A 26,860-nucleotide genomic window follows, 5' to 3' on the forward strand; every position below is an offset into this window, starting at 1 on the left:
CAATTTGCCAGGTAGAGAGAGAACGAACCATTGAAGCACGCAAATGTATCTCACAAACCGGTTGTCGAGCTCGCGTCACTAACCAAAAGTTTCGACGGCAAAGAAATCATCTCCCGTTTCAACCTAACGGTCAATAACGGAGAATTCCTAACTATCCTTGGCCCTTCAGGCTGTGGCAAAACAACCGTACTGCGTTTGATTGCAGGGCTGGAAGATGCCGACAGTGGTGCTGTCGTGATTGATGGCAAAGATGTCACGACCCTCCCAGCAGAAAAACGTAATGTAAACACTGTCTTTCAAAGCTATGCGCTTTTCCCACATATGACTGTGTTTGAGAACGTCGCATTTGGCCTGCGCATGCAGGGCGTGAATCGTCACCATATTGAACCTCGGGTGATGGAAGCGCTGCGAATGGTACAGCTTGACCATTATGCTTCTCGTAAACCTCATCAATTGTCTGGTGGACAGCAGCAACGCATCGCGATTGCACGTGCCGTGGTGAATAAACCGAGTGTGCTATTGCTGGATGAATCCCTCTCTGCACTCGATTACAAACTGCGCAAACAAATGCAGATGGAGCTGAAACAACTGCAACGCAAGCTTGGTATCACCTTCATTTTCGTCACTCACGACCAAGAAGAAGCACTGTCGATGTCAGATCGTATTATCGTTATGCGTGATGGCGAAATCGAGCAAGACGGCTCACCGCGTGAGATATATGAAGAGCCTAAGAATTTGTTCGTGGCACGTTTTATTGGTGAAATCAATGTCTTTGATGCCAGTGTCATCAAACGTATCGATGACAAACGTATTTGGGCCCGAGTTGAATCTCGTGAGTGTGAAGTGTATTGCAAGCTCGAGGTACATCCGGGTGACGCTATCAAGGTATTGCTTCGCCCTGAAGACATCCGCTTGGAAGAAATTCATGGTAATGACAAGCCCAATGGTATTGTGGGCTACGTGCGCGAGCGAAATTACAAAGGCATGACCCTCGACTCGGTACTCGAGTTGCCATCAGGGCAAACCGTGATGGTGAGCGAGTTCTTCAATGAAGATGATCCAGACGTCGATCACTCTATCGATCAGAAAGTGGCTCTGACTTGGGTAGAAAGCTGGGAGGTGGTGCTGGCCGATGAAAAAGCTTAATCTGCAAACCGCTATCGTGGGTTTAGTCGTAGGTTGGTTGCTGATCTTTGTTTTTTTACCCAACCTAATGATTATCGCGACCAGTTTTTTAACCCGTGATGACGCTGATCTTATCGAGATGACCTTCACGCTAAGCAATTATGCGAAGCTGCTCGATCCTCTTTATGCGAAAGTCGTCTGGCACTCTTTCTATATGGCGGGCTTGGCGACACTGATCTGCCTACTGATTGGCTATCCGTTCGCGTTTATCATTGCCAGAATGCCTAAAAACACACGTCCTTTGATGCTGTTTTTAGTGATTGTCCCTTTTTGGACCAACTCCTTGATCCGAACGTACGGGCTAAAAATTTTTCTTGGTACCCGTGGCCTACTCAATGAAAGTATGATGTGGCTTGGCTTAATAGAACGCCCCGTTCGTATTATGTACACCGAATATGCGGTGATGGTGGGTCTTGTCTATATTTTGCTGCCGTTTATGATCCTGCCGCTCTATTCAAGCATTGAGAAACTGGATCGTAGTTACCTGGAAGCCGCGCGTGATTTAGGTGCCAACAAAGTCCAATGCTTTTTGCGTGTGATCCTGCCGCTGACTACACCCGGTATTATTGCCGGCAGCTTGCTGGTCATTCTTCCTGCGCTAGGTATGTTCTACGTCTCGGATTTGCTCGGAGGAGCAAAAAACCTACTAATTGGTAACGTAATTAAGAGCCAGATTTTGAACGTTCGGGATTGGCCATTTGGCTCAGCGGCCAGCATCTCACTGACGGTGTTAATGGGACTGTTGCTGTTTGCGTATTGGCGTGTTGGTAAATGGATGAATCGCAAGGAGGCATTATCATGATCCGATGGATTAGGAACAGCTTTCTATCCTTGGTTTACGCCTTCCTTTACATCCCCATTCTGGTATTGATCGTTAACTCGTTCAATGCCAGCAAGTTTGGTATGAGTTGGAAAGGTTTTACCTGGGAGTGGTATGGGCAGCTGGTCAATAACCATAGCTTGATGCAAGCAGCGGGTAACTCATTAACCATTGCGGTATTTTCTGCCAGCGCTGCCGCCATTATAGGTAGCCTGACCGCCGTTGCCCTCTTTCGCTACCGCTTTCGAGGTAAACAATTTGTCAATGGCATGCTCTTTGTGGTGATGATGTCCCCGGACATTGTGATGGCTATTTCGTTACTGGCGCTATTTGTGTTGATGGGCGCGCAACTGGGATTTTTAACCCTACTGCTCTCTCATATCACCTTCTGCCTGCCATTCGTCGTCGTCACGGTATACAGCCGCTTAAATGGCTTTGACGTTAAAATGCTTGAAGCAGCGCGTGATTTAGGTGCGAGCGAATGGGTGATCCTCACTAAGATTATTTTGCCACTGGCGGCTCCTGCGGTCGGTGCAGGTTGGCTACTGAGTTTTACCCTTTCGCTGGACGACGTCATCGTTAGCTCATTTGTCACCGGGCCAAGCTATGAAATTTTGCCCTTAAAGATCTATTCGATGGTTAAAGTGGGCGTATCACCGGAAGTGAATGCACTTGCCACTATCATGTTATTGGTGTCATTAGTGTTAGTCATGTGCTCGCAATGGCTCGCGAAAGACAGGTTAAAGTAACCCTTGCACTAGGGCTGCTATTCCACCAGCAGCCCTTTTTCTAACTGTATCCTCTCGCGTTACTGCTCTAGCGCCAGAATTTCCTCCACCAGCTTAGGCACGAGCGTGCTCGCTTTCCCGTAACGTCGCTCATTAAACTCACTTTCTACCGCACTAGGCTCCAAGTTTATTTCAATGGTGTGCGCACCATGCATTGCCGCTTCATGCACAAACCCGGCCGCGGGATACACCGCCCCAGAGGTGCCAATAGAAATAAACAAATCCGCTTGATTGAGTGCATCATGAATGTTCCCCATTCCCAGAGGCATCTCTCCGAACCACACAACGTGTGGCCTCAACGGTGCAGGCATCTGGCAACAATGGCAGTGATCGGACACCTGGATATCACCCGTCCAATCGATCGTTTGCTGGGAGTGGCTACAGCGGGCCTTTAACAGCTCACCGTGCATATGAATGATATTCTTGGTTCCCGCTCGCTCATGGAGGTTGTCAATATTTTGAGTGACAACAAGCACGGTAGCATCGGTTTCTTGCTCCAAACGTGCCAGTGCCTCATGCGCCGGATTCGGGGCAATCTCACCTTGCAATTGGCGCCGACGATCATTGTAAAACTGCTGAACAAGGGTTGGGTTTCTCTCAAAGCCCTCAGGCGTCGCGACGTCTTCAATATGATGCTCTTCCCAAAGACCATCCTGATCTCGGAAGGTTCTAATCCCTGACTCTGCAGATATTCCCGCGCCTGTCAAAACTACGATGTGTCGATAAGGGAATGTCATACGCCGTTCCTATGCAAGTGACCTGTTTATTTATTTTATAACACTCTCACGCTTACCATTGAAGTAGTAAGGGTTTAGACCTTAGTCGTTGACTCTAATCACAAAAAGATAATGCAACGACTGGCTAGACCAATGCCGCGCTTCGCTTCGGTTACAATGTCGGCTTACTTCTCGTATCTGTTACCCATTATGAAATTAGAACACTATTATACTGAGCAAGATGGCAAACTGATTTTTACTCGCCAGCAAGCAAGTGACTTTGCTAAACGTATCGCCGGCGACTTTAACCCGATTCATGACACAGATGCTTCACGGTTCTGTGTTCCCGGGGATTTGCTGCTTTCTATCTTATTGGCCAAAACAGGGATCAGCGAGCAAATCGAGATTCAGTTCAATGGCATGATCAGTGCCAACACGCCCTTGTCGATTATCGAAACAGACGATGGCGTTACCGTCGTCGACGATAATCAAAAGCTTTATCTCACCATGACACGCCATGGACAGACACGTCACGATAAAGTATTAGCCACTGAGATCGCCGAGCACTACGTGCAGTTTTCCGGAAAGAACTTCCCGCATATCATGGTGCCGCTAATGCGGGAGCAACAAATGATGATTAACACTGAACGTCCACTCGTCATGTACGAGAAAATGAGCTTGGCGTTTGATGATCTCTCAATCAACTCTGCCGATGTCGCTTTATCGGATTCAGTGATGCAAGTGAGTGGCAAACGCGGAAAAGTCGATCTTGCTTTTAATTTTATTGTCGATGGACGGCGTGTGGGACACGGATGCAAAACGATGGTTGCCAGTGGTTTGCGCCCCTACTGCGAAGAGGCTATTCAAAACCTGGTAGAGCGTTTTAATGCCAGAAAACAAGCCTACTGTGCTACGCCCGCCACGGAGTGATTTTCTTCCCTGAAGCCTTTGGCTCTGATCTATAGTTAAATCAGAGCCAACGCTGAAGGAAGTTGTTATGCAATCCAATAGCTTGGTCGAGCTAATCGATCGTCTCCCGAAAATCCCCAAAGTCGTGCAAGAGTTGATTGAATTGGTCAACAGCCATGACGCTGAGCTCAACCAAATCGCCGAAAAAATCGCTTACGACCAGATCATCTCCGCGCGTGTACTTCGCTTGTCTAATTCAGCGTATTTTGGCCGCGTTCGAAGCGTTGGTTCGGTTAACGAAGCGGTCGTTCGACTAGGATTGGGCCCGGTGCGGACATTGGTGGTATCTAGCGCCTTGATAAGTGCTTTTGATGTCGGTGAAGAGGTCGATATTGATGGGTTTTGGCAGCACACATTTGAAGTGGCAACCTTGAGTAAAGCGTTAGCGACATCTTTACGAATGGATGGCAACGAAGCATTTACCGCAGGGATGCTCCATAACCTCGGTGAGCTTCTAATTATGACCACTGCCTATGACACGCTGAACCGTATTACTCTCCACATGGAAGCGGGTAAACCCAAACAAGAAGCTCAACAGCTTGTTTTGGGGACAAACAGCGCAGAACTCGGCGGCGAGCTCGCACAAGCTTGGAATTTTCCAGAAAGTCTATGTGATGCAATTCGCTATCAGTTTTCTCCGGTGCATGATGAGCAGTTCTCCCCTTTAGCTGGCATGCTCCGCTTGGCCAACAAAATTGATGCCGCGTGGGGCGAATTAACCACCACTGACTCTAAGCTCGATTGGCTCGACCAGCAGCTCGAGTACAACATTCTCGGCTTCCCGAAAACCGTGGTGGCCAACATTGACGAGGTTATTGGCTCAGGGCGTGAAATGGCCAAAATGCTTAAATAACAATGGCGTCTCTATCACCACGTGGACGCAGTATATGAGCCACGTGGTGCTTTCTAAAAGCAATGCTGAATCGAAAGGTATTTATTGCGGATGTGCTCTATCAGCAAACGTACTTTTTTAGGCGGCTGGCGAGTGAATGGGTACACCGCATAAATCCCGAGTTTTTTGCCCACTTGGTCAGGAAAAAGATCAACCAATACGCCCTGCATCAAATCGTCATACACCAAACAACGCGGTACATACGCGATACCATGGCCACTTAGCGCACCTTGTCGCAGGGCGATGGGGTTATCGGTCGAAAAGTTGCCGGCCACTTTAATCACTTGGTTTTTATGCTCACCTTTGAACTCCCAATCACTGGCGCCAGTCGTTTGATAGGCGTATTGCAAGCAGTTGTGCTGTTTGAGTTCGATGGGCTGCTGAGGCCGGCCATGGCGCGAAATATAGCTAGGTGCGGCACATACCACCCATTGTGAGTCGATAATATGGCGAGCAATTAAGCTAGAGTCCTCGAGGTAGCCGGTGCGGATAACCAGATCAAACCCCTCATCAATTAAATCAACAAAGCGGTTATCCAGCGACATATCAATGTTAAGGCCCGGATATTGACCACAAAACGCCGCCACCGCTTCAGCTAACAATAACTCGCCAGAAATCGTCGGGACCGATATTTTGATTTGTCCCGTAATAGCTTCGCCAAGCCCTGCAACTGCATCCAACGCTTCATCAGCGGCCTGCTTCACATTTTTTGCACCTTGATACAAGGTACGTCCGGCATCGGTCAGTGTCAGCTTGCGCGTGGTGCGATACAAAAGCTGCACCCCCAACCCTTCTTCGAGCTTTTTAATCCGCTTGCTAACTACGGAATTTGTCAGGGAATTTATTTCCGCTACCTTGCTAAAAGAGCCTAATTCAGCGACTTGAGCAAAGAGGACGAGATCATCTGTTTTCGGCATATTATGTCAATTATGGAAGTAATTATTTTCATTATTTCCATATATCAGAAAAATGCAAACGCGTAATGTTACATACGGTTAACATCGAGTCACCGAGCTGTCAGCAAAATAACAACACATTGGTGACCTGAACATTTAAACGTGATTCAACGGAAGAGACACCTAATAAGGAACCCTTATGACAGATACCCTATACGCCCTCGTCGCGTTTTCACCCATCGTGGTGGCGGCTATCTTATTGGTCGGCTTGAATTGGCCAGCTAAGAAAGCCATGCCCGTCGCCTTTATCATGACAGTCTTAATCGCACTCTTCCAGTGGCAGATGAGTGCGGCACGTGTGTCTGCCTCTATCGCACAGGGACTAATCATTACTGCCGCGGTACTTTGGATCGTGTTTGGTGCCATCCTTTTGCTTAACACCTTAAAACACACTGGCGCGATTACCGTGATACGTAACGGCTTTACCACCATATCTGATGACAGACGTATTCAGGCCATCATTATTGCGTGGTGCTTTGGCTCGTTTATCGAGGGCGCGTCAGGGTTCGGTACGCCCGCTGCCATCGCTGCACCGTTATTGGTAGCGATAGGCTTCCCCGCGTTGGCCGCTGTTGTCGTAGGTATGATGATCCAATCGACGCCGGTCTCCTTTGGTGCGGTCGGCACGCCTATTATCGTGGGCGTAAACAAAGGGTTAGACAGCCATGCCATAGGGCAAACACTCACCACTAATGGCAGTGATTGGGCCACCTACTTGCAGTCCATCACCACACAAGTATCCTTTATTCACGCGGTGATTGGCACACTGATGCCTTTGTTGATGGCAATGATGCTAACCCGTTTTTTCGGTAAAAATAAGAGCTGGAAAGAAGGGCTTGAAGTCGCCCCATTTGCGATTTTTGCTGGTTTAGCTTTCACCGTTCCTTATGCTCTCACCGGCTGGTTACTCGGACCAGAATTCCCCTCATTACTCGGTGGCCTTGCAGGCATCGTCTTGGTCACAACAGCCGCGCGTAAGGGGTTTTTGGTACCGAAAACACAGTGGGATTTTGATGATGAGTCGACATGGCCAAGCCATTGGTTAGGCTCGCTGAAAATGGATCTTAAAGTTCAAGAAAAGCCGATGAGCATGGCCATGGCCTGGACGCCCTATGTGTTGTTGGCAGTTTTCTTAGTGATCAGCCGTGTTAGCCCAACAGTCAAAACGGCGCTGACCGACGTCAGCCTTGGCTTTTCCTCTTTGTTTGGCGAAGTGGGGGTAAATGCTGCCATTCAGCCACTTTATCTCCCTGGCGGCATCCTTGCGTTCGTGGCCTTATTAGCCGTGTTGCTTCAGGCACGTCAATTGTCGCCACTGGTAACCGCAGCGCGTGAATCGAGTAAAACACTGATTGGCGCCGGGTTTGTGTTGGTGTTTACCATCCCTATGGTGCGTATCTTTATAAACTCTGGCGTGAATGGTGCTGACTTGGTGAGTATGCCGGTTATGACCGCACGCTTCGCGGCCGATATAGTGGGGAATGGCTTCCCAGCGTTAAGCGCCACCATTGGGGCGTTGGGCGCATTTATCGCCGGCTCGAACACCGTATCGAATATGATGTTTAGTCAGTTCCAATTTGAAGTGGCACAAACCTTAGGTGCCTCTACTGTGGTGGTTATTGCTCTACAAGCCGTCGGCGCCGCAGCCGGCAACATGATTGCTATCCATAATGTGGTTGCCGCATCCGCGACGGTTGGCTTGCTGGGCCGTGAAGGTGTCACCTTACGGAAAACCGTCTTACCGACGATTTATTATCTGATTGCCGCCGCTGTCATCGGCATTGTCTTGGTCAATGTGTTGCAGTTTGCCGATGTGCTTACTGGGGCGTAATCTTGTCATTATACGGTCGAGTGATTGCTCGGCCTTTCTTACCACAAGCGGGTCAGTCCAGCTGACGCCTGCCTCTGTCGTAACATAAAGGAAAAGGAACGCTTATGAACACCCCATCACGTTTGTCGTCATCGCAGCAACAAGCGTTTATTTCGACCTTGACGGACATCGTGGGCGAAAACAACTTATTAACAGAAACCAGTCAAACTCAGCATTATCGCACTGGCTTTCGCTCTGGGGGCGGTCCAGCGTTGGCGGTTATTTTCCCTACCTCTTTAGTGATGCAATGGCGGGTACTTAAAGCCTGTGTGAACGCTGATGTGGTGATGATCATGCAAGCCGCGAATACGGGCTTAACCGAAGGCTCTACACCAAAGGGGGATGACTATGACCGCGATGTGGTGATCATCAATACCACGCGCCTGGACGGCTTACAGCTGATTGATAATGGCAAACAGGTGTTGAGCTTTCCTGGAACCACGCTGCATCATTTAGAGCAGACACTTAGACCACTCAATCGCGCCCCCCATTCGGTGATTGGCTCTTCTTGTATTGGGGCATCGATTGTCGGTGGTGTGGCCAACAATTCCGGCGGCGCGCTGGTCAAGCGTGGGCCAGCTTATACCGAATATTCATTATTTGCACAGTTAAATGAGGAGGGTGAACTGACGCTGGTGAATCATTTAGGCATTGCCTTAGGTGACGACCCGGAAACCATTCTCTCGCGTGTTGAACACGGTGATTATCGGCCAGATGATGTCATCTATGATGAGCGTAAAGCCTCTGCGGATGATTATGAGCACATTTTACGTGACGTCGATGCTGACAGCCCCGCGCGTTACAATGCCGACACACACCGCTTGCACGAAGTGAGCGGCTGTGCGGGGAAACTTGCGGTATTTGCCGTGCGTCTTGATACCTACCCTATCCCTGAGCGCGAGCAAGTCTTTTACATAGGCACCAATAACCCAGACGTGCTTAATACATTGCGTCGCTGTGTGCTTACCGAGCTTTATCACTTGCCTGAAGTGGCGGAATACATGCATCGTGACGCCTTTGATATCGCCGAGCGCTACGGAAAAGACGTGTTTTTAGCGATTGGTCGACTAGGCACCGATTCAATCCCAAAAATGTTTGCACTAAAAGCAAAAATCACGGCATGGTTAGATAACGTGCCGTTACTGCCAAAATCATTGCCAGACAAAATGATGCAATACGCCAGTCAGCTTTTTCCCCAGCACTTACCCAAACGTATGCTCGCGTTCCGTGACCGCTTTGAGCATCATTTGATTTTTAAAGCATCAGATGAAGGGATAGAAGAAGCCTCGGCGTTTCTAAGCCGTTTTTTTGCAGAACACTCGGACAGTGATTATTTTGCCTGTAGTGAGGATGAAGCGAAAAAAGCCATGCTTCACCGTTTTGCGGCAGCCGGTGCGGCAATTCGCTATCACACCATGCACAGCCGAGATGTGGAAGATATTCTGGCGTTAGATATTGCGCTTAAGCGCAACGAGACCGAGTGGGAAGAGCACTTGCCCGTCGAGATAGAAAAAGAGATGGAGGCCAAGCTTTATTATGGGCACTTTTTCTGCCACGTCTTCCATCAAGACTATGTGGTGAGAAAAGGTGCGGATGTGTCGGCCATTAAGGCGAAGATGCTAGCGTTGCTGAATGAGCGAGGTGCCAAATACCCTGCCGAGCATAATGTCGGGCATCTCTATGCCGCCGAGCCGGATTTAGCCCATTTCTACCATCAGCTAGACCCGACCAATAGTTTTAATCCGGGAATCGGCAAAACCAGTAAGAAAAAATACAGTGCAGACTGTCAGTGCCTTGATCACCAGCTTCGTCATCGAGCGAGTCAGGAGACGTCACCCGCCACGCATGATCACTAAACCGACCTACAAATCCGCCATCCGTTAGGCGGGTTCTTTTTAAAGCGTTGGTTTCTCGCGAATAAAACGCGCAAAGCGTGGGATGCCCTTTTCCGTGACACCATTGTGCCTAACCAAAATAGTACTGCCGATTTCAGGTGGTTCAGCCCGCTGTGCATCGCTAAAGCCTGATCCCACACTAAATTCGGTGCCGTCAGCTAGGCGTACCACCAGAGAGCCCATCAAACCTTGTAACCGTCCTTTCCCCGGATTCACCCCTACCACAGTCACATCTTTTTCTTGGTAGGTTTTCAACTTAACGACGCTTTCTACCCGCTGACCCACATACACACTATCAGGATGATGCAGCATCAAACCCTCACCGCCTGCTTCATCGACGGCAGCCAACCTCTCCTTAAGTGCTTCATTGCTCGTCACAGGCTTCTGTGGAACATACGCTAAGTGCGGCGATGCTGTCTTAGACACGAGCGTTTTTAATGCCGCATACCGGGTCGAAAATGGACCTGGTTGGTTGGGTAAATCAAACGCATAAAAACGAATACGCTGCCATGCATCTTCATCCGGCGTATCATCAAGCACCGTGCGTAGTACGGCTTGAAACTCTCCTCGTCCTGCCCATAACTCACCATCTAAAGGTGTGATTGGCAACGATTGGATGAACGCGTTGGGGGCGTGAATAGGATTGCCTTGGCGTGTCAGTAATTGCTTGCCCGTCCAGTAGGCGCGGATCCCATCCAGTTTTTCACTGGCCCAATAACCACGATAGTCTTGTTCGGCAATCTGTCCGTCAATACCATGCATCAACGCTGGCGCGGACGGTGCAGCATCAGCATCACTGGTAGGAAAGAGGGTAAATGCGGAGAGTAAGCATAGAGTAAAAGGATTTAGGCGTGCCATGGCATTCCTCCTTGGTGGTAAGGAGCATACGCTAGCGCGATAGAAGGCGTATCAACATGCCTTTATTTTTTCTTGGTAGAGAACTCGTGTTCACGGTGAACAATGCGCAGGTGTTACATCGCCCACCGTGAAATGACTCGTGAAAGCCCGTCCGCTATGACACCTTTGATCATCAAGCTTGGCTGGCAAACGCATAGATAAAAGTACCGTTTTTTATCGCATCAATCACGCGGGCCGATAAATAGCTAGGTAACGCTGGGCAGCCCCAACTTCGACCGAGTTGGCCACTTTGTTTGATCACGTTCGGATGGGCATAATCGGCACCGTGAATAACAATCGCTCTTTCACGTGCATTGTCATTTAACCCCTTTGACAAACCATCGAGGCGTAATGAATAGCCATGTTTGCCATGGTAGGTTTCAGCCGCGCGATAGACCCCCAATGATGTTTTTAGCGAGTTGATTCTGTTAGAAAACTGCTTTGCATATAAAGCGCCGCTATTTTTGCCATGAGAGACATAAGAGCGAAATTGCACTTGGCGTTTTTTCACGTTGATCACCCAAAACCGCTTTTCTGACGACGGTTTTCCGTAATCAATCAGTGTCATCACCGGCTTGCTACTTGGGTTGTGTTTAAAATGGCGATACGCATCAGAAAAGGCTTGGTACGACACTTCCCCAGCGAGATTGAGTGATTGATATAATCCACTGACCTCATCTTTAAAGCTCGCCCAAACCGAGGTTGGCATGCTTAGCGCCAATACATACAAAACTACCCGATACCAAGGGGACACACCTGCTTGTTTCATTTTTTGCTCCTTTCTTGCCACGGCAACACGAACCACCGAGCTGTTTGTTGTTCGTATTGACAAAAACAAAAACCGTGCCATGTGACACGGTTTTGATTATCTATTGATATTTATATAAATTATTTCACGTCGACGCTTTGCCCGTCTTCATCTAATCCGTAGCGGCATAAGCTTGCCGCATTTAAACCGCCGCAATGGCGTTTTTGATCCGCTTATCCGAGACGGGGTAAGGCGTGCCGAGTTGTTGCGCAAAGTAGCTCACGCGTAGCTCTTCAATCATCCAACGAATCGCTTTCACCTCATCAGGCACAGGCTTGCCTTTAGGCAGCTTGTTCAGCAACGCCTTGTACTCATTCATCACGGATTCAATTTTGAGCATGTGATTGCGATCGCGGGTAGGATCCACGGGGAGCTTTTCCAATCGACGCTCGATCGCTTTCAAATAGCGCAGAATATCGGGTAAGCGTTGCCAGCCTGATTCGGTAGCAAAGCCTTTGTAGATAAGCCCTTCTAGTTGGGCTTTGATATCCGACATCGCAAAAGCCATGGAAAGATCCACTTTGCCTTTCAGCTTTTTGTTGATGGTAAAGGCATAGGTCAGTATTTGCTCGACCTGTTGAGCAATGTCCACCACGGTATCGCCTAGCTCAGCACGCACCGTCTCTTTAAGGGCTTCGAATGCCTGCGCTTCCCACGTTAATCCGCCGTGTTGTTCAATGAGCTTATCCACGCCACAGGCGATGCAGTCATCTATCAAATCCAAAACACGGCCATAAGGGTTAAAATACAGACCAAGTTTCGACTTATTAGGCAAATGCGCATGCAGATATTTAATTGGCGATGGCACATTGAGCAAGACCAATCGACGCTGCCCCGCTTGCATGGCTTTCTGTTGCTGGTGTTCCGTTTCGAAAAGACGAATGGCAACACTGTCTTTTTCATCCACTAAGGCAGGATAGGCTTTGACTTCAAAGCCATGCTTTTTCTGCTGATAACGCTGAGGCAATGCCCCAAAGCTCCATTGGGTGAGCCCTTGCTGCTCAATGTCATCATCTGCCACATCCGATAAGGTCGCTTGTACTTTGTCTTTCAGAGAGACTTTAAGCGCATTTAAGTCTTCGCTTTCGGCCAATGTCCGATTCTTATCGTCGACTACACGGAACTGGATACGCAAATGCTCGGGGAGCTGACTGAAGTTCCAGCTGTCGCGCTCAATGGTGACACCGGACATCTGCTTTAGGGCTTTCTCCATGCTATCGAGCAAGGGCGCCTCCATCGGCGTCACCCGCTGTAAAATTGCATCGGCATAGTTTGGTGCCGGAACAAAGTTACGACGTAATGGTTTAGGCAAAGATTTAATCAGCGCGACAATTAGCTCGTGACGTAGCCCGGGGACGTGCCAATCAAAGCCTTCTTCTGACACCTGATTAAGGATCGGCAGTGGGATGTGCACCGTTACCCCATCATGGTCTTGGCCCGGTTCGAATTGGTAGCTCAGCTTGAGTTTCAAGTTGCCTTGATACCAAAAGTTAGGGTAATCCAGTTCTGTGACATGGCTGGCGTCCCCTTGCAATAGCATGGCTTTTTCAAAGTTGAGCAGGTCGGGATTGTCTTGACGTGCCTTTTTCCACCAGGTATCGAAGTGACGCCCACTGACCACACTGTGATCGAGGCGCTGATCGTAAAAGTCGAACAAGGTATCGTCGTCTGCCAAAATATCGCGCCGGCGAGATTTGAGCTCAAGCTCCTCCACTTCCGCCAACAGCTTTTGGTTTTGGCGGAAAAAGGCATGCTTGGTTTGCCAATCCCCCTCAACCAATGCCGAACGGATAAACAGCTCACGGCTAAGCACCGGATCGATGGCGCCATAATTGACTTTACGGCTCGCGACAATCGGGATCCCGTATAGCGTGACCTTCTCACTGGCCATGACAGCCGCTTGCTTGCGTGACCAATGTGGCTCACTGTAGCTGCGCTTAATCAAATGCTGCGCCAGTGGCTCCACCCATTCAGGTTGGATTCGCGCGACAATTCGTCCCCAGAGTTTCGAGGTTTCAACCAGTTCGGCAACCATCACCCATTTAGGCTGCTTTTTGAAAAGACCAGATCCCGGGAAAATATGGAACCGTGTATTTCGTGCGCCTTGGTATTCATTCTTTTCTTGGTCTTTCAGGCCAATGTGACTTAATAGCCCAGCGAGCAGAGCCATGTGAATCGCCTGATAACTGGCAGGCTCTTGATTGAATTGCGCATTCTGCTCTTTCATCACTTGGGTGATTTGATAGTGAACGTCTTGCCACTCTCGCACCCGCAAATAATTGAGATACTCTTTTTTGCACTGTTTACGGAACTGGTTATTCGATAGCGCTTTTTGCTGCTCTTTGACGTAATCCCAAAGGTTTACATAGGCTAAAAAGTCCGATTCTTTATCGGCAAAACGACGATGCTTTTCATCAGCTTGTTGCTGCTTATCAGCCGGACGCTCACGCGGATCTTGGATAGCTAAGGCCGCGGCAATCACCATCACCTCATTTAATGCACCATGCTTGGGCGCCTCAATCACCATGCGTGCCAAACGCGGGTCAATCGGCAGTTTGGCCAAGGTTTTACCCATCGCGGTCAGCTTACGTTTATCAGTGGCTTGGCCGGGCTTGATCGCCCCCAGCTCTTCGAGCAAACGGACACCATCTTTGATGTGACGGCTATCAGGCGGCTGAACGAACGGAAAGGCTTGAATATCACCGAGCCCTAATGCCGTCATTTGCAGGATCACTGAGGCCAGATTAGTCCGCAGAATTTCTGGGTCGGTAAATTCAGGACGGCCTAAAAAGTCCTCTTCGCTATACAGGCGCACACAAATGCCTTCCGACACACGGCCACAGCGTCCTTTACGCTGATTAGCACTGGCCTGTGAAATCGGCTCAATTGGCAGTCGCTGCACCTTGGTCCGGTAGCTATAGCGAGAAATCCGCGCCGTACCAGGGTCAATCACATACTTAATACCCGGAACGGTTAGCGAGGTCTCGGCGACATTGGTGGCCAGTACAATCCGGCGTCCCGAGTGAGATTGGAATACACGATTTTGCTCGCCTGCAGAAAGCCGCGCGTATAAGGGTAAAATTTCGGTGTCGCGCAGTTGACGACGCTGAAGGTAATCGGCGGTGTCGCGAATTTCACGCTCACCGTTCATAAAGATTAGGATATCCCCCGGCCCTTCAAGGCACAGCTCATCGACCGCATCGCTGATCGCTTCCAGCTGGTCACGATCGCTATCGTCCTCTTCCACCAATGGACGGTAGCGCACTTCCACCGGATAAGTACGGCCAGACACCTCTATCATAGGCGCATTATTGAAGTGCTTGGAAAAGCGCTCAGGATCGATGGTCGCCGAGGTAATGATGACTTTGAGATCAGGACGCTTGGGCAACAACTCGCGCAAATAGCCGAGAATAAAGTCGATATTTAGACTGCGCTCGTGGGCTTCATCGATAATGATGCAATCGTACTGATTCAGATACCGATCGTGCTGGATTTCGGCCAGCAAGATCCCGTCCGTCATCAGTTTGACTTGCGTCGCCTCTGAGACTTTGTCGTTGAAGCGCACTTTATAGCCCACGCTGCTGCCTAACTCGACGTCAAGCTCTTCGGCAATCCGTGAGGCGACCGAGCGCGCAGCCAAGCGACGTGGCTGAGTGTGACCAATCGTACCGGCGACGCCTAGCCCAAGCTCCATACAGATTTTGGGCAGCTGAGTGGTTTTACCTGAGCCGGTTTCACCCGCAATGATCACGACTTGGTTGTTCGCAATTGCCTCGGCAATGTCATCTTTCTTCTGACTAACTGGCAGTTCTTCTGGATAGCGAACGGTTGGCGTACTGGCTTGTCGCGATAACAAACGCTGCATACTCTGCGCCATTTCAGCGGCAATTTGATCGTACACCGCCTGTTTGGCGTCGTCTTTTTTGATTTTTTGCGCGCCATGGATGCGCTTTTTAAAACGAAAACGGTCTTGCAGCATACAATCGTTTAGCGCTGCAAACAGTGTCTCTGGCGTGTTGTGATGACGTGAACTCAAGGCGATTCCTGCTTACTGCTTAATCTTTTAAGGCGTTTATCAGTGTCACAGCCGATAAATAAGGTTGATTGGTGTCGCATCCTATCACAAAGTAAAAAGAATCAAAGCCGCGCCAGCCACGCGCTCACCACCAACGTGGCGGCGATAAAGTAAACGCGTTGGCCGTTCGTCGCGTATAAACGCTTAACGACAGCCAATAAACCCCGCAGTTTGGGAGAGCAGCCATGCTAAAACAGCTTTTTAGAAAACTCGAATCCGCCCTCGCCGCTGACGCGACGCAACACAGTGACGCTGGGCTGTCGCTGCATCAAGCGATGGCAGGCTTATTGAGTGAGGTGGCGATGGCCGATCACGACATTGATGAGCGGGAGTTTGTGACCAAGCGCGATCGCATTTGCCAATTGCTGAGTCTCGAGCCACCGCACGCAGATACACTGTTGGCAGAGGCACAAGCTCACAGTAAACAAGCGACGTCACTTTATGAATACACGGACAAGCTGCGTGATTTAGACCCACAAGCACGGATTGAACTGATTGAAGCCATGTGGTCGGTAGCGTATGCCGATGAAAATATCGACCCGCTCGAAGAAGCGGTGATCCGTAAAACCGCCGAGCTGCTTTATGTCGATCATGCCGAGTTTATTCGTGCCAAGCTTAATGTGATTGAAAGCGATGACAGCGAAAGCTAGGTCAAAACGTTGGAAGTCATGCCGAGGACGCGCGCATGATCACTGGGCCATTGGCGGTAGAGACTTGCTCGAGTGGCGTGTCATACACATGTGAGAGCAGCACATCTGTTAGCACCTTTTTTGGTGCACCTTTTGATACAACCCCACCTTGTTTAAGCACAACCACAGTATCCGCATGCTCAAGGGTGCGGTTTAGGTCATGGTTAGCCATGACCACCGCAATCCCCTGCTCTCGGGCTAGGGCGCTAATTTGCTGATAAACCACTTCCTGTTGCGCCACGTCTAAGCCGGTTGACGGCTCATCAAGCAACAGCAGACACGCGTGCGGATTTAATGCTTTAGAGACTTGCAAAAAAGCGCCTGCTAAACGAACACGTTGCCACTCGCCGCCTGATAAACTGTCTATTCTTCGGTGGAGCTTGTCGCCAATGGCTAATCGAGAGACCACTTCAGCCACTGCTTTATCGCGCGTGGCGCCAGCGGTTAACTGTAAGCTATCGAGCACCAGGTTTAGGTATTCAAACACAGCCATGACAAACGCAGGTCGCTGATGTTGCATCAAATAACCGCGTGACTGCGCCAAGTCATATCGCGTTTGGCCAGCGACAAGCTGCCCTTGCAACCAAACATCGCCTGAGTTGGGCTGCTCTAACCCAGATAAAAGCTGCAGAAGAGTACTCTTTCCACTGCCATTCGGGCCAATAAGGTGCACTACTTGACCAGCCTCTGCAGTCAAAGAAGTAGGCAGTAGCCGTGGTGGTAAAGTTAAATCTTTGGCGTGAAGAATCATCCGGCTCGTACCAACATCCAAATAAACAGCGGCGCACCAAGCACGCTAGTGACTACCCCGACGGGGAGCTCCGCAGAAGCGATAAGTAACCGACCAATGGTATCGGCGCTCACCAAGAGTAATGCCCCCGCCAGCGCGGACATGGGCAGGAGCATCCGATTACGGCTGCCGAGCCACAAACGTAAATAGTGGGGAACAATTAAGCCAATAAAGCCAATCACGCCAGACACAGCAACGGATAATCCGACCAAAACACTGATCAGCACAATCAGTTGCCAACGCAATCGGTGAGTATCCAACCCCAACTGCTGTGCTTGAGCCTCTCCCAGCATGAGCTGATCAAGCTTATGCCCATACCGCCACAAGATGGCAAGACAAGGTAGGGTTAACGCCAGCAGCCCAACGTGCTGTAACCGCATGCCAGACAACGAGCCCATTAGCCAAACCATCAATTGGCGCAAATTAAAGTCGGTACTAAAGTAAAACGCCAGGGTGACCCCTGCCCCTGCCAAAATACTGAGTGCGACACCAACCAGTAAAATACGCGAGGTAGCGAGGGCGCGACGCGCTAAAAGCACCAAGATCAAGGTAAATAAACTGGCTCCTAACATGGCAGCGACAGCCATGCTACCACTTGAGGCCCAAGCCGGTGCAAGTAACAACAGCAATACCACCGCGATGCTTGCGCCACCGGATATCCCCAACACCCCGGGCTCGGCTAATGGGTTACCTAGCAGCACTTGTAAGCTTGCCCCGGCCATCGCCAATGACGCGCCAATCATTACACTGGCGAGTACGCGAGGAAGGCGAAGTTGTATCAGCAACTGCTGTTCAAGCGAAGAGTCTGGGGCGAACGGGTTAATCCACAACTCACCCACACTAAGGGCAAACCCGCTTACCAGTAGCAATAAAGTTGAAAAAGTAAGCAACGCGCGCCGCCAACGGCCTTGTTGGCGGGCGGTTAATTCTGACACTCGCATGCGTTGTCCATTAAACCAATATTGTGACGCACTTTACCGACTGACAGCGGGCTTGAAAAGCGCTATACCGTTGCTTTTTGCGGTACATGCACATAGAGCGGTTGATTGGCATTGGGCTCAAAGGGTGTGGCGAGTAACCCAGCCCGATGACCAACATGGACATTGGCATTGGGAAAGATCACGACTTCCCTCTCACGCTCGGCATAGATTTCTTGTCCGTTGTCGGTCGCCAGTAATGCGCCCTTTTCGAATGGCGTGAAATTTTTAGCCGATGAAGGGAAGGTTAGCGCGAATTGTTCTGTGTGCTTGGTCAAGGTTCGGGTCACGCGGTAAAAGCGCATTGGCGACAATTCAGTCGGCAAGGTGGCGGCTTTTAGCAAGCCTCGTAGGGTGCGATCAAGCGGCTCGTACTCCCGCATTTCATTTTCAAAAAGAGGCGCCACACGGCCCATTTCTAAGGTGGCAGCCAGTGCATCATGATGATTGGCGCTATACCAGCTAAAGGTTGGTGATGGTGATTGAGACAGGACAGTGGCATCCATTTTAGCGTCATTGAGTAATGCGGCCAATGGGCGTACATCTTTCTCGGTCGGCGTGGTTGGGATCACGCCAAACATATAATGGTAGGACTCACGAATGGCACTGTGTAAGTCGAGGTGCCAACGAGTCATGTCGTCTGGCTGGGCGGCAAAGAAGTCGCTCACGGCTGTTTGCAATTGGTTAGCAAGATAGTGCTCTTCATTCTTTTCTTCATTCCAGCCACCAAATAGACGATTAAGGTTATCTTCAATAAAGCGAGTGTGCGCTTTAATCGCTTCGGCATGACCAATAATCAGTAATAGCGGCACATTGGGGATAAATTGCTCTGACAAGATATCGGCGAGTAGCTGATCAATAAGCTCGATGGGCGCGGTTTCGTCACCATGAATGCCTGATGACAATACGACGCAACGCGAAACCTTGGCGACGTCGGGCTGTATCGAAATAATACCGGGGACTCTGTGATTGAAGGTGAGCGAGCCCACTCGCCATGAGTCTGGGGTAAAAGCGTGAGGCGCAGTCAATGCGGCATCAATAAAGGCACCTGGGCGTGCTGTCAGCATAATGCTTCCTTTTATTACAACTAGACAACAAAACGTTACAGCGAGATAACCAATAAACCCAGGATTTTCCACTCACAATGTGATCATGTATAGACAAATTAAAAAGCCGTGGCGCATCGGCACACGGCTTTCTACTGTGGTGTCGTCACCACTGTCGGGGGGTCGCAGCGTTATTTTTCAACGTCTGCGTTTTCAACTCGCGCTTTGAGTTTTTGACCAGGTCGAAACGTCACAACGCGTCGCGCGGTGATTGGAATATCTTCCCCTGTTTTCGGGTTTCGACCGGGACGTTCATTCTTGTCTCGCAAATCGAAGTTACCAAACCCTGATAACTTGACCTGTTCGCCACTCTCGAGTGCTTTTCGAACTTCTTCGAAAAACGCCTCGACTGTCTCCTTGGCGTCCCGTTTGCTAATCCCGATATTCTCAAACAGGTTCTCAGCCAAATCGGCCTTAGTGAGCGCCATAGGTTTTTCCCTCAAGAATTGTTGAACACATATGCAATACCGCAGTATCGACACCACCATTCTACACGTGGTCCACACGTCTTTAGCCCTTGTATTTTAGGGATATTTGAGGACCAGCTAAAAACAAGTGTATGCCAACTGGCTGATTTGCGCCAACTTTTTTACTTAAAAAAAGCTCGAACAATGTCCAAAAAATTGACCTTTCAAACCAATATGTTACCGGCTTCTTTCCTGCCCACCTCTACATGGAGCTACCAAGGTAATGGATATTAGGCTTTTTTATCAAAATCTGAACAGTTATTAATCAAATATAGTGAATTTATTTAGTTTTTCAAATGGATAGATGTTAGGTCATTTAGGCATAAAAAAAGCAGCGTTTCCGCTGCTTTTTTTGTGGGGTTTAGGTTAGTCACGCAAAGTAACGCCTAATTTCTCTGATAAATGGCTGACAACACCAGACACGGCATCACTGATATCGGCCTCTTCCAATGTACGCGCATCAGATTGCAAGGTCAGTGCGATCGCTAGGCTCTTCTTGCCCTCTTCCACACCTTTGCCGGTGTAAAGATCGAAAAGCTGTGCATCTTTAATCAATGGATTGCCGGTTTGCAAGCAGGCATCCACCACATCGCCAGAAGCAAGCGATTGATCAGCAATCACCGCAATATCACGGCGGTTGGCAGGGAATTTCGAGAGCCCTGCCGCTTCGGGAATAAAGCGTTCGTCAATGGCTTGCCACTCCAGCTCAAATACCACCGTTCGGCCATTTAAGCCAAACTCGCGCTCAAGCTCAGGGTGCAAGGTACCAATGTGACCCACAACGTTGCCGTCAAATTCGATCGCGGCAGTTTGACCTGGGTGCATGGCAGGATGAGACGCTGACACGAAGCGGAAGTCTTTCAACTTGCCGGTGAGTTCTAGTATCGCTTCTAGATCGCCTTTCAAGTCAAAAAAGTCAACAGTTGCGCTCGCCAGATCCCAATGCTCTTCACTACCAGGACCTGCAATCACCCCCGCAAGCATGCTCTCTTGGCGAATGCTCGATTGACGAACGGCGCCACCAACCTCACCTTCCGGAGTAAAGCGTAAACCAAATTCAAACAGTCGCACACGAGGCTGCTGACGCTTTTGGTTATAGGCAACCGTGTTTAAAAGCCCAGGAAGCAAGCTCAGGCGCATTGCGGACATATCCGCAGAAATTGGGCTTGGCAGGATCAGCGGCTCAACATCGGGAACAATCAGCGCTTGCTGCTTTGGTTCAACAAAGCTGTAGGTAATCGCCTCGTGGAAGCCGCGGTCAACCAGCAGATCTCGAACACGTTTAAGTGGCATTGCCGCTTCTTTATATTCGCGCATGGTCAGTGCCGCCTTCGGGGCACGAGTTGGAATGTTGTCGTAACCGTAGATACGACCGACTTCCTCAATCAAGTCTTGCTCAATAGCGATGTCAAAACGCCAGCTAGGTGCTGTCGCCTGCCAGCCCTTCTCCGTTTCTGTTACCGCACAACCTAGGCGAGATAGGATCGCCTCCACATCGCTGTTATCGATAGAATGACCCAATAGACCATCTAACTTCTCACGACGCAGCGTGACAGTGTCACGAGTCGGTAGTGTTTCTGCTGACTCAGCGGTAATAATCTCTCCCGCTTCACCACCACAAATCGCTAATAGCAGTTCAGTGGCCCGTTCCATTGCCGCCGCTTGTAACGCCGGATCGACACCTCGTTCAAAACGGTGGGAGGAATCTGTGTGCAAGCCGTAGCTACGTGCGCGGCCGCGGATCACGTCAGGGGCAAAAAACGCCGACTCGAGTAAGATATTTTGCGTGTCAGTGGTGACGCCAGAGTCTTGCCCGCCAAAGATCCCGGCCATCGCTAAGGCTTTGTTCTCATCGGCAATCACCAAGGTTTGTGCGTTAAGCGTTGCTTCGTTGCCATCGAGCAATGTGAGGGTTTCCCCCTCTTCTGCCATACGTACCACAATGCCTCCCTCAATCTTGCTAAGATCAAAGGCATGCATCGGCTGACCTTGCTCGAGCATCACATAGTTAGTGACATCTACCACAGGATCGATAGCGCGAATGCCACTGCGGCGCAGCTTTTCTTGCATCCATAGAGGGGTCTGGGCACTGAGATCCACATTTTTTACCACACGACCCAAGTAACGTGGGCACGCTTGTGGCGCATCAATACGCACAGATACCGTGTCTTCAATGCTGGCAGCGACCGGTGTGATGGTCGGCTCGGTGACATCAGCGCGGTTCAATACGCCGACTTCACGCGCCAAGCCACGTAGGCTCAAGCAATCAGCACGGTTAGGCGTTAAGTCAACATCGATGGTTACATCGTTTAGCGCGAGGTAATCACGGATATCTGTACCAATTGGCGCGTCGATAGGCAGTTCAATGATACCGTCTGATTCAACATCAATACCTAGCTCGGTATAGGAGCACAACATACCGAACGACGGTTGACCACGTAGCTTCGCTTTTTTAATTTTGAAGTCACCTGGTAGTACCGCACCAACCATTGCAACCGCGACTTTCAGACCTTGACGACAGTTAGGCGCGCCACAAACGATATCAAGCAATTCACCTTCGCCAACATTGATTTTGGTAACACGCAGTTTGTCTGCATCTGGGTGTTGGCCACACTCAACCACTTCACCCACAACTACACCGCTAAAGTCGCCAGCAACGGGTGCAATTTCATCGACTTCAAGGCCGGCCATGGTGATCTGATGGGCAAGCGCGTCGGTGTCGTTTGCTGGGTTTACCCACTCTCTCAACCAAGATTCACTGAATTTCATTATTATCTTGCCCCACTGATTACTTAAATTGTTTCAAAAAGCGCAGATCGTTCTCAAAGAACGCACGAAGATCATTCACGCCATAACGCAACATGGTCAGGCGCTCTACGCCAATACCAAAGGCAAAGCCTTGATATTCCTCTGGATCGATATTCACCGCACGTAGTACATTCGGGTGAACCATGCCGCAGCCTAAGATCTCCAGCCATTTCCCGCCTTTTCGGCGAACATCAACTTCAGCAGAGGGCTCAGTGAATGGGAAGTAGGAGGGACGGAAACGCACTTCAAGGTCTTCCTCGAAGAAGTTACGTAAAAAGTCGTTGAGGATCCCTTTGAGATCAGCAAAGGTGATGTCTTTATCAACCAACAGTCCTTCGACTTGATGGAACATCGGGGTGTGCGTTTGGTCGTAATCATTTCGGTAAACGCGGCCTGGCGCGATAATCCGGAACGGTGGTTTGCCCGCTTCCATGGTACGGATTTGCACACCTGATGTATGAGTACGCAGCATCAAATCAGGGTTGAAGAAGAAGGTATCATGGTCGGTTCGCGCTGGGTGATCAGGCGCAATGTTCAATGCATCAAAGTTGTGAAAGCCGTCTTCAACTTCTGGTCCGGAAGCAACAGAGAAACCCAACTCACCGAAAAATTGCTCAATACGCTCAATGGTGCGGGTCACTGGATGCAAGCCACCATTTTCGATGCGACGGCCCGGTAGGCTCACATCAATGGTTTCAGCTGCTAGCTTCGCTTCAAGCTCCGCCCGCTCTAGTGCCTGTTTACGCTCAGCAATCGCTTGTTGTACGGTTTGCTTGGCTTGGTTAATTGTTTGACCCGCTTCACGGCGCTCTTCCGGTGGCAGTTTGCCCAACGCTTGTAGTTGCGCGGTTAGCTCGCCTTTCTTTCCTAGGAATTTAACCCGGACTTCATCCAATGCAGCCACAGAAGCGGCACTGGTCACCGCACTGGTTGCATTCGCAAGAATTTCTTCTAATTGTTGCATTGTTTCCTCGTCGACCCGTTGGGCAGTCCAAATCAGGTAGGTGCGTGACAATACCTGCTGACATCATGATTTCACCCATTGTCTGAGCAAACTGACAGAGTCGTCTCAATAATACGCCTCAATGCCAATTGACTGAGAGAACAGGTAATAAATTGACCTTACATACTAATTAATGCCACGACTAATGCCAAACGCTAAACAGCATTTACGCTATTTTTCCTTGTCATCCGGTCTCGAGTGGCGTCATTTTGGTGGTAGATTGGTCATTCAGGGCGTCAATCCGGTAAAAATCGAGCATATTGGCGCTGATTAAATCACTCGCTAAGCATTGTTTGATATTCTAGCGTCTATATTGCCGAACAAGCTTGTGTGACAACAACCCAGTTGGTCAGCGCGCGCGTTTCCTCAATCACTTGTTTACCGAATACTTGGAGCCAGTATGCATGACACCAGTCGTCCTTTACGTGTGTTTGTTTCGACGTCCACCCACCCTTGGTTCAATCTCGCTGTGGAAGACACCATATTTCGTACCATGTCGGCACAGCAGAACGTCCTGTTCCTCTGGCGTAATGACAATACGGTAGTCATTGGACGCGGCCAGAACCCATGGCGCGAGTGTAATACGCGCAAAATGGAACAAGATGCTGTGGTGTTAGCGAGAAGGCAAAGCGGCGGGGGCGCAGTGTTTCATGATTTGGGCAACACCAATTTTACCTTTATGGCAGGTAAGCCGGGTTATGATAAGTCAGTATCAACGCAAATTGTACTCGATGCCCTGAAAACGCTCGGGATCAGTGCCTCAGCCAGTGGCCGAAATGATCTCACTATGGATACGCCCGACGGCCCGAGAAAAGTATCGGGCTCTGCCTACAAAGAAGCTAAAGATCGCGGCTTTCACCATGGTACGCTCTTGATTAATGCCAACTTGTCGCGACTGGGTGACTACCTCAACCCTGACCCTAAAAAGCTACAAGCCAAGGGGATTTCATCTGTCCGAGCCCGCGTGGCCAATATTGCTGACTTTGTCCCGGACATTGATCACCAACGCGTCTGTGAAGCGATTAAGTCTGCCTTTTTCCGCCATTACGGTCATACCACTGAGATTGAGTATATTTCTCCCGACGCTAAGCCCGATGTCGAGGGGTTTGACGCGATTTATGAAAAACAGTGCAGTTGGGCGTGGAATTTCGGTAACAGCCCGCAGTTCATGCATACCTTTGATGAGCGTTTTGAGTGGGGCGGCGTTGAGCTGCACTTGGATGTGAAACATGGAGAAATCATCGATTGCCAGTTATTCACTGATAGTTTAACGCCAGGACCGCTAGAAACCCTGGCCAATCAATTGGTCGGACAAGCCTACCACCCTGAAAAACTTTACCACTTTGTGATGAGCTGGGCTGATGCAGACCAAAGTCATCAAGTTATGTACGAAGATATTGCCCTGTGGTTACGTCAAGCCATCGCCTGATCGCTGAACACGGCTAGAGTGACCTCTATCACATAATCCCCTCTCCTTTGATCCCACGCAAAGACGCAAACGCCTGTCACGTCACTATAGGTGACAGGCACTGCCTGGTTATATATCCCACACATAATAGACTAACTATTATTATCCACGTTAATTTGACTTGAATAATAGTTTTTAATTTTGGTAAAAAACCATTACGCTAGTTTTACATATTTTGTTACAAAATACAGGAGGCCATTTTACAAAGGCGTTAACGCCAACATCCTGCACCCGGCTAATCCCATGCAGACCCAACAATCATTCAACGAATAATTAGATAGTTATGGAAAACCAAAAAACAATACTTGGTCACCCTCGGGGACTGTTTTTACTCTTCGGCACGGAACTATGGGAGCGCTTTTCCTACTACGCCATGCGTGCCATCCTCGTCCTTTATTTGACCGATCAAACCATCAACGGTGGTTTAGGCTGGTCAACCAAAGACGCACTCGAACTTTATGGCTACTACACTGGCCTCGTCTATATCACGCCACTGATTGGTGGCTGGATTGCCGATAACTTTATTGGCCAACGTCGCGCTGTCGTTGTCGGTGGTGCACTGATGGCAATTGGACAATTCACCTTAGCTTTCCCTGCTCAACAATACGGTTTAGACATTGTTAATACGTTATACGCCGGCCTCGCGTTGCTCATCACGGGTTGTGGCCTGCTAAAACCCAACATTTCGACGATGGTTGGTGACCTTTATGATGAAGGCGATCATCGTCGTGATGGTGCGTTTACCATTTTTTATATGGGCATAAACATTGGCTCATTGTTAGCAGGCTTCGTCTCTGGCTCTGTGACCAGCGCTTACGGCTGGCAATATGGCTTCTTTGCCGCCGGTGTGGGGATGGTGATTAGCCTCGTGATCCAGCTAACCATGGCCAATTCTTGGTTAGGTGAAATAGGCCGAGTCCCAGCCGCACAGCAAGCGCGAGACGCCAATCATTCCAAGACCAATGCCCCACTGACTAAGCAAGAAATCGATCGCCTTAAAGTCATCTTATTGATGGGTTTATTCGTGATTATTTTCTGGGCCGGCTTTGAACAAGCTGGTGGCTTGATGAATATTTATACTCAAGAGTATACGGATCGTATGGTTGGCGGGTTTGAGATACCAGCAGCTTGGTTCCAATCACTTAACCCTTTTTTCATCATTGTTTGTGCCCCTATTGCAGCCTCATTATGGGTTCGTTTGGGACCTAAAGAGCCAAGCTCGCCCGTGAAATTCGCGATGGCTTTATTTATGTTGGCACTGGGGTTTGTGTGCATGATTGGCGCAGTGTTAGAGCAAGGTGGCGATACCACAGTGAAAACGTCGATGTTTTGGTTGGTGGGCGCGTTCTTCTTCCACACACTAGGCGAACTTTGCCTCTCACCTATCGGTTTATCCTTGGTTACTAAGCTCGCGCCGCTACGCTTGGCCTCACTGATGATGGGGGCCTGGTTCGGCTTTAACGCGATTGCCAACTATGTGGCGGGTATCATTGGCTCGCATGTAGGTGATTATGGCGCTTTGGCCATCTTCGGTGGTATTGCAGCGACAGCCGCAGTTTCAGGTGTGATTTTGTTGGCACTATCCGGCACGCTGATTCGTTGGATGCACGGCGCTGAGTCTGGTGCCACACCAAGTGAAGAAATCGAACAACAGCAAGTACAAGTGGCGTAATCCCCCCAC

At 49.7% G+C, this 26,860-nt stretch carries 22 protein-coding genes; 11 read left to right on the forward strand and 11 right to left on the reverse strand.

Translation table 11 applies throughout. From position 1 onward, the window contains the following. Window positions 1-30 precede the first annotated feature (30 nt). Genes potA through potC form a run of 3 tightly spaced genes read left to right on the forward strand, consistent with a single transcriptional unit; the run spans window position 31 to window position 2,754 of the window. Entirely contained in the window at window positions 31-1,146 is a 1,116-nt protein-coding gene (potA, locus tag BZG74_RS09510) for a spermidine/putrescine ABC transporter ATP-binding protein PotA (RefSeq protein ID WP_077772375.1), read from the forward strand. After that, window positions 1,133-1,987: a spermidine/putrescine ABC transporter permease PotB gene (potB, locus tag BZG74_RS09515; protein ID WP_077772376.1), complete on the forward strand. Its 855-nt coding sequence runs from the start codon at window positions 1,133-1,135 to the stop codon at window positions 1,985-1,987. The genes potA and potB overlap by 14 nt, the downstream gene beginning before the upstream one ends. Continuing rightward, window positions 1,984-2,754, forward strand: coding sequence for a spermidine/putrescine ABC transporter permease PotC (gene potC, locus BZG74_RS09520; protein ID WP_077772377.1), 771 nt, complete (start codon window positions 1,984-1,986; stop codon window positions 2,752-2,754). Before potB ends, potC begins: the two co-directional genes overlap by 4 nt. Before the next feature lie 59 nt (window positions 2,755-2,813). Here the strand turns inward: potC and cobB are convergent, their stop codons facing one another. Then, window positions 2,814-3,530: a Sir2 family NAD+-dependent deacetylase gene (gene cobB / locus BZG74_RS09525; RefSeq protein ID WP_077772378.1), complete on the reverse strand. Its 717-nt coding sequence runs from the start codon at window positions 3,528-3,530 to the stop codon at window positions 2,814-2,816. Window positions 3,531-3,719: 189 nt separating this feature from the next. Here cobB and BZG74_RS09530 point away from each other — a divergent pair, with 189 nt between their 5' ends. Next, window positions 3,720-4,439 carry a DUF3581 family protein gene (locus BZG74_RS09530; protein WP_077772418.1) on the forward strand — a complete coding sequence of 240 codons (720 nt, stop codon included), beginning with the start codon at window positions 3,720-3,722 and terminating at the stop codon, window positions 4,437-4,439. Window positions 4,440-4,506: 67 nt separating this feature from the next. Continuing rightward, window positions 4,507-5,331 (forward strand): HDOD domain-containing protein, encoded by an 825-nt coding sequence (locus BZG74_RS09535; protein WP_077772379.1) that lies wholly within the window; start codon window positions 4,507-4,509, stop codon window positions 5,329-5,331. A gap of 53 nt (window positions 5,332-5,384) precedes the next feature. On the opposite strand, the gene BZG74_RS09540 is transcribed toward BZG74_RS09535, so the two are convergent. Beyond that, window positions 5,385-6,287 carry a LysR family transcriptional regulator gene (locus BZG74_RS09540; protein ID WP_077772380.1) on the reverse strand — a complete coding sequence of 301 codons (903 nt, stop codon included), beginning with the start codon at window positions 6,285-6,287 and terminating at the stop codon, window positions 5,385-5,387. Between the two features lie 178 nt (window positions 6,288-6,465). On the opposite strand from BZG74_RS09540, the gene BZG74_RS09545 reads away from it, so the two are divergent. After that, window positions 6,466-8,157, forward strand: a complete 1,692-nt coding sequence (locus tag BZG74_RS09545; protein WP_077772381.1) for an L-lactate permease — start codon at window positions 6,466-6,468, stop codon at window positions 8,155-8,157. Window positions 8,158-8,261: 104 nt separating this feature from the next. Continuing rightward, window positions 8,262-10,052 (forward strand): D-lactate dehydrogenase, encoded by a 1,791-nt coding sequence (dld, locus tag BZG74_RS09550; protein ID WP_077772382.1) that lies wholly within the window; start codon window positions 8,262-8,264, stop codon window positions 10,050-10,052. A 39-nt stretch (window positions 10,053-10,091) separates the two neighbouring features. Here dld and BZG74_RS09555 read toward each other — a convergent pair whose 3' ends face one another. From BZG74_RS09555 to hrpA, 3 genes are all read right to left on the reverse strand, one after another. Next, complete coding sequence (locus BZG74_RS09555; protein WP_077772383.1) at window positions 10,092-10,949, reverse strand: DNA ligase; 858 nt, start codon at window positions 10,947-10,949, stop codon at window positions 10,092-10,094. Between the two features lie 172 nt (window positions 10,950-11,121). Further along, window positions 11,122-11,757 (reverse strand): murein L,D-transpeptidase catalytic domain family protein, encoded by a 636-nt coding sequence (locus tag BZG74_RS09560; protein ID WP_077772384.1) that lies wholly within the window; start codon window positions 11,755-11,757, stop codon window positions 11,122-11,124. A 181-nt stretch (window positions 11,758-11,938) separates the two neighbouring features. Beyond that, window positions 11,939-15,775, reverse strand: coding sequence for an ATP-dependent RNA helicase HrpA (hrpA, locus tag BZG74_RS09565; RefSeq protein ID WP_235605737.1), 3,837 nt, complete (start codon window positions 15,773-15,775; stop codon window positions 11,939-11,941). Between the two features lie 281 nt (window positions 15,776-16,056). On the opposite strand from hrpA, the gene BZG74_RS09570 reads away from it, so the two are divergent. After that, window positions 16,057-16,521 carry a tellurite resistance TerB family protein gene (locus tag BZG74_RS09570; protein WP_077772386.1) on the forward strand — a complete coding sequence of 155 codons (465 nt, stop codon included), beginning with the start codon at window positions 16,057-16,059 and terminating at the stop codon, window positions 16,519-16,521. A 16-nt stretch (window positions 16,522-16,537) separates the two neighbouring features. Here BZG74_RS09570 and btuD read toward each other — a convergent pair whose 3' ends face one another. From btuD to pheS, 6 genes are all read right to left on the reverse strand, one after another. Further along, entirely contained in the window at window positions 16,538-17,311 is a 774-nt protein-coding gene (gene btuD, locus BZG74_RS09575) for a vitamin B12 ABC transporter ATP-binding protein BtuD (RefSeq protein ID WP_077772387.1), read from the reverse strand. Further along, window positions 17,308-18,291 (reverse strand): vitamin B12 ABC transporter permease BtuC, encoded by a 984-nt coding sequence (gene btuC, locus BZG74_RS09580; protein ID WP_077772388.1) that lies wholly within the window; start codon window positions 18,289-18,291, stop codon window positions 17,308-17,310. Before btuC ends, btuD begins: the two co-directional genes overlap by 4 nt. A 62-nt stretch (window positions 18,292-18,353) precedes the next feature. Further along, entirely contained in the window at window positions 18,354-19,394 is a 1,041-nt protein-coding gene (locus tag BZG74_RS09585; RefSeq protein ID WP_077772389.1) for a succinylglutamate desuccinylase, read from the reverse strand. A 170-nt stretch (window positions 19,395-19,564) separates the two neighbouring features. Beyond that, window positions 19,565-19,861 (reverse strand): integration host factor subunit alpha, encoded by a 297-nt coding sequence (gene ihfA / locus BZG74_RS09590; protein ID WP_077772390.1) that lies wholly within the window; start codon window positions 19,859-19,861, stop codon window positions 19,565-19,567. Window positions 19,862-20,266: 405 nt separating this feature from the next. Next, complete coding sequence (gene pheT, locus BZG74_RS09595; protein ID WP_077772391.1) at window positions 20,267-22,669, reverse strand: phenylalanine--tRNA ligase subunit beta; 2,403 nt, start codon at window positions 22,667-22,669, stop codon at window positions 20,267-20,269. A 19-nt stretch (window positions 22,670-22,688) separates the two neighbouring features. Then, a complete protein-coding gene (gene pheS / locus BZG74_RS09600; RefSeq protein ID WP_077772392.1) occupies window positions 22,689-23,672 on the reverse strand; it encodes a phenylalanine--tRNA ligase subunit alpha in 984 nt (327 codons plus the stop codon). 184 nt (window positions 23,673-23,856) lie between these two features. Between pheS and BZG74_RS15915 the strand changes: the two genes are divergently transcribed. The 3 genes from BZG74_RS15915 (at window position 23,857) to BZG74_RS09610 (ending at window position 26,851) form a co-directional block, all read left to right on the forward strand. After that, window positions 23,857-23,985 (forward strand): hypothetical protein, encoded by a 129-nt coding sequence (locus tag BZG74_RS15915; RefSeq protein ID WP_268794293.1) that lies wholly within the window; start codon window positions 23,857-23,859, stop codon window positions 23,983-23,985. Between the two features lie 126 nt (window positions 23,986-24,111). After that, window positions 24,112-25,140 carry a lipoate--protein ligase gene (locus tag BZG74_RS09605; RefSeq protein ID WP_077772393.1) on the forward strand — a complete coding sequence of 343 codons (1,029 nt, stop codon included), beginning with the start codon at window positions 24,112-24,114 and terminating at the stop codon, window positions 25,138-25,140. Window positions 25,141-25,462: 322 nt separating this feature from the next. Continuing rightward, window positions 25,463-26,851 carry a peptide MFS transporter gene (locus BZG74_RS09610; protein WP_077772394.1) on the forward strand — a complete coding sequence of 463 codons (1,389 nt, stop codon included), beginning with the start codon at window positions 25,463-25,465 and terminating at the stop codon, window positions 26,849-26,851. Window positions 26,852-26,860 lie beyond the last annotated feature (9 nt).

The sequence above is a fragment of the Salinivibrio sharmensis genome, from assembly GCF_001995985.1.
Taxonomy (GTDB): domain Bacteria; phylum Pseudomonadota; class Gammaproteobacteria; order Enterobacterales; family Vibrionaceae; genus Salinivibrio; species Salinivibrio sharmensis.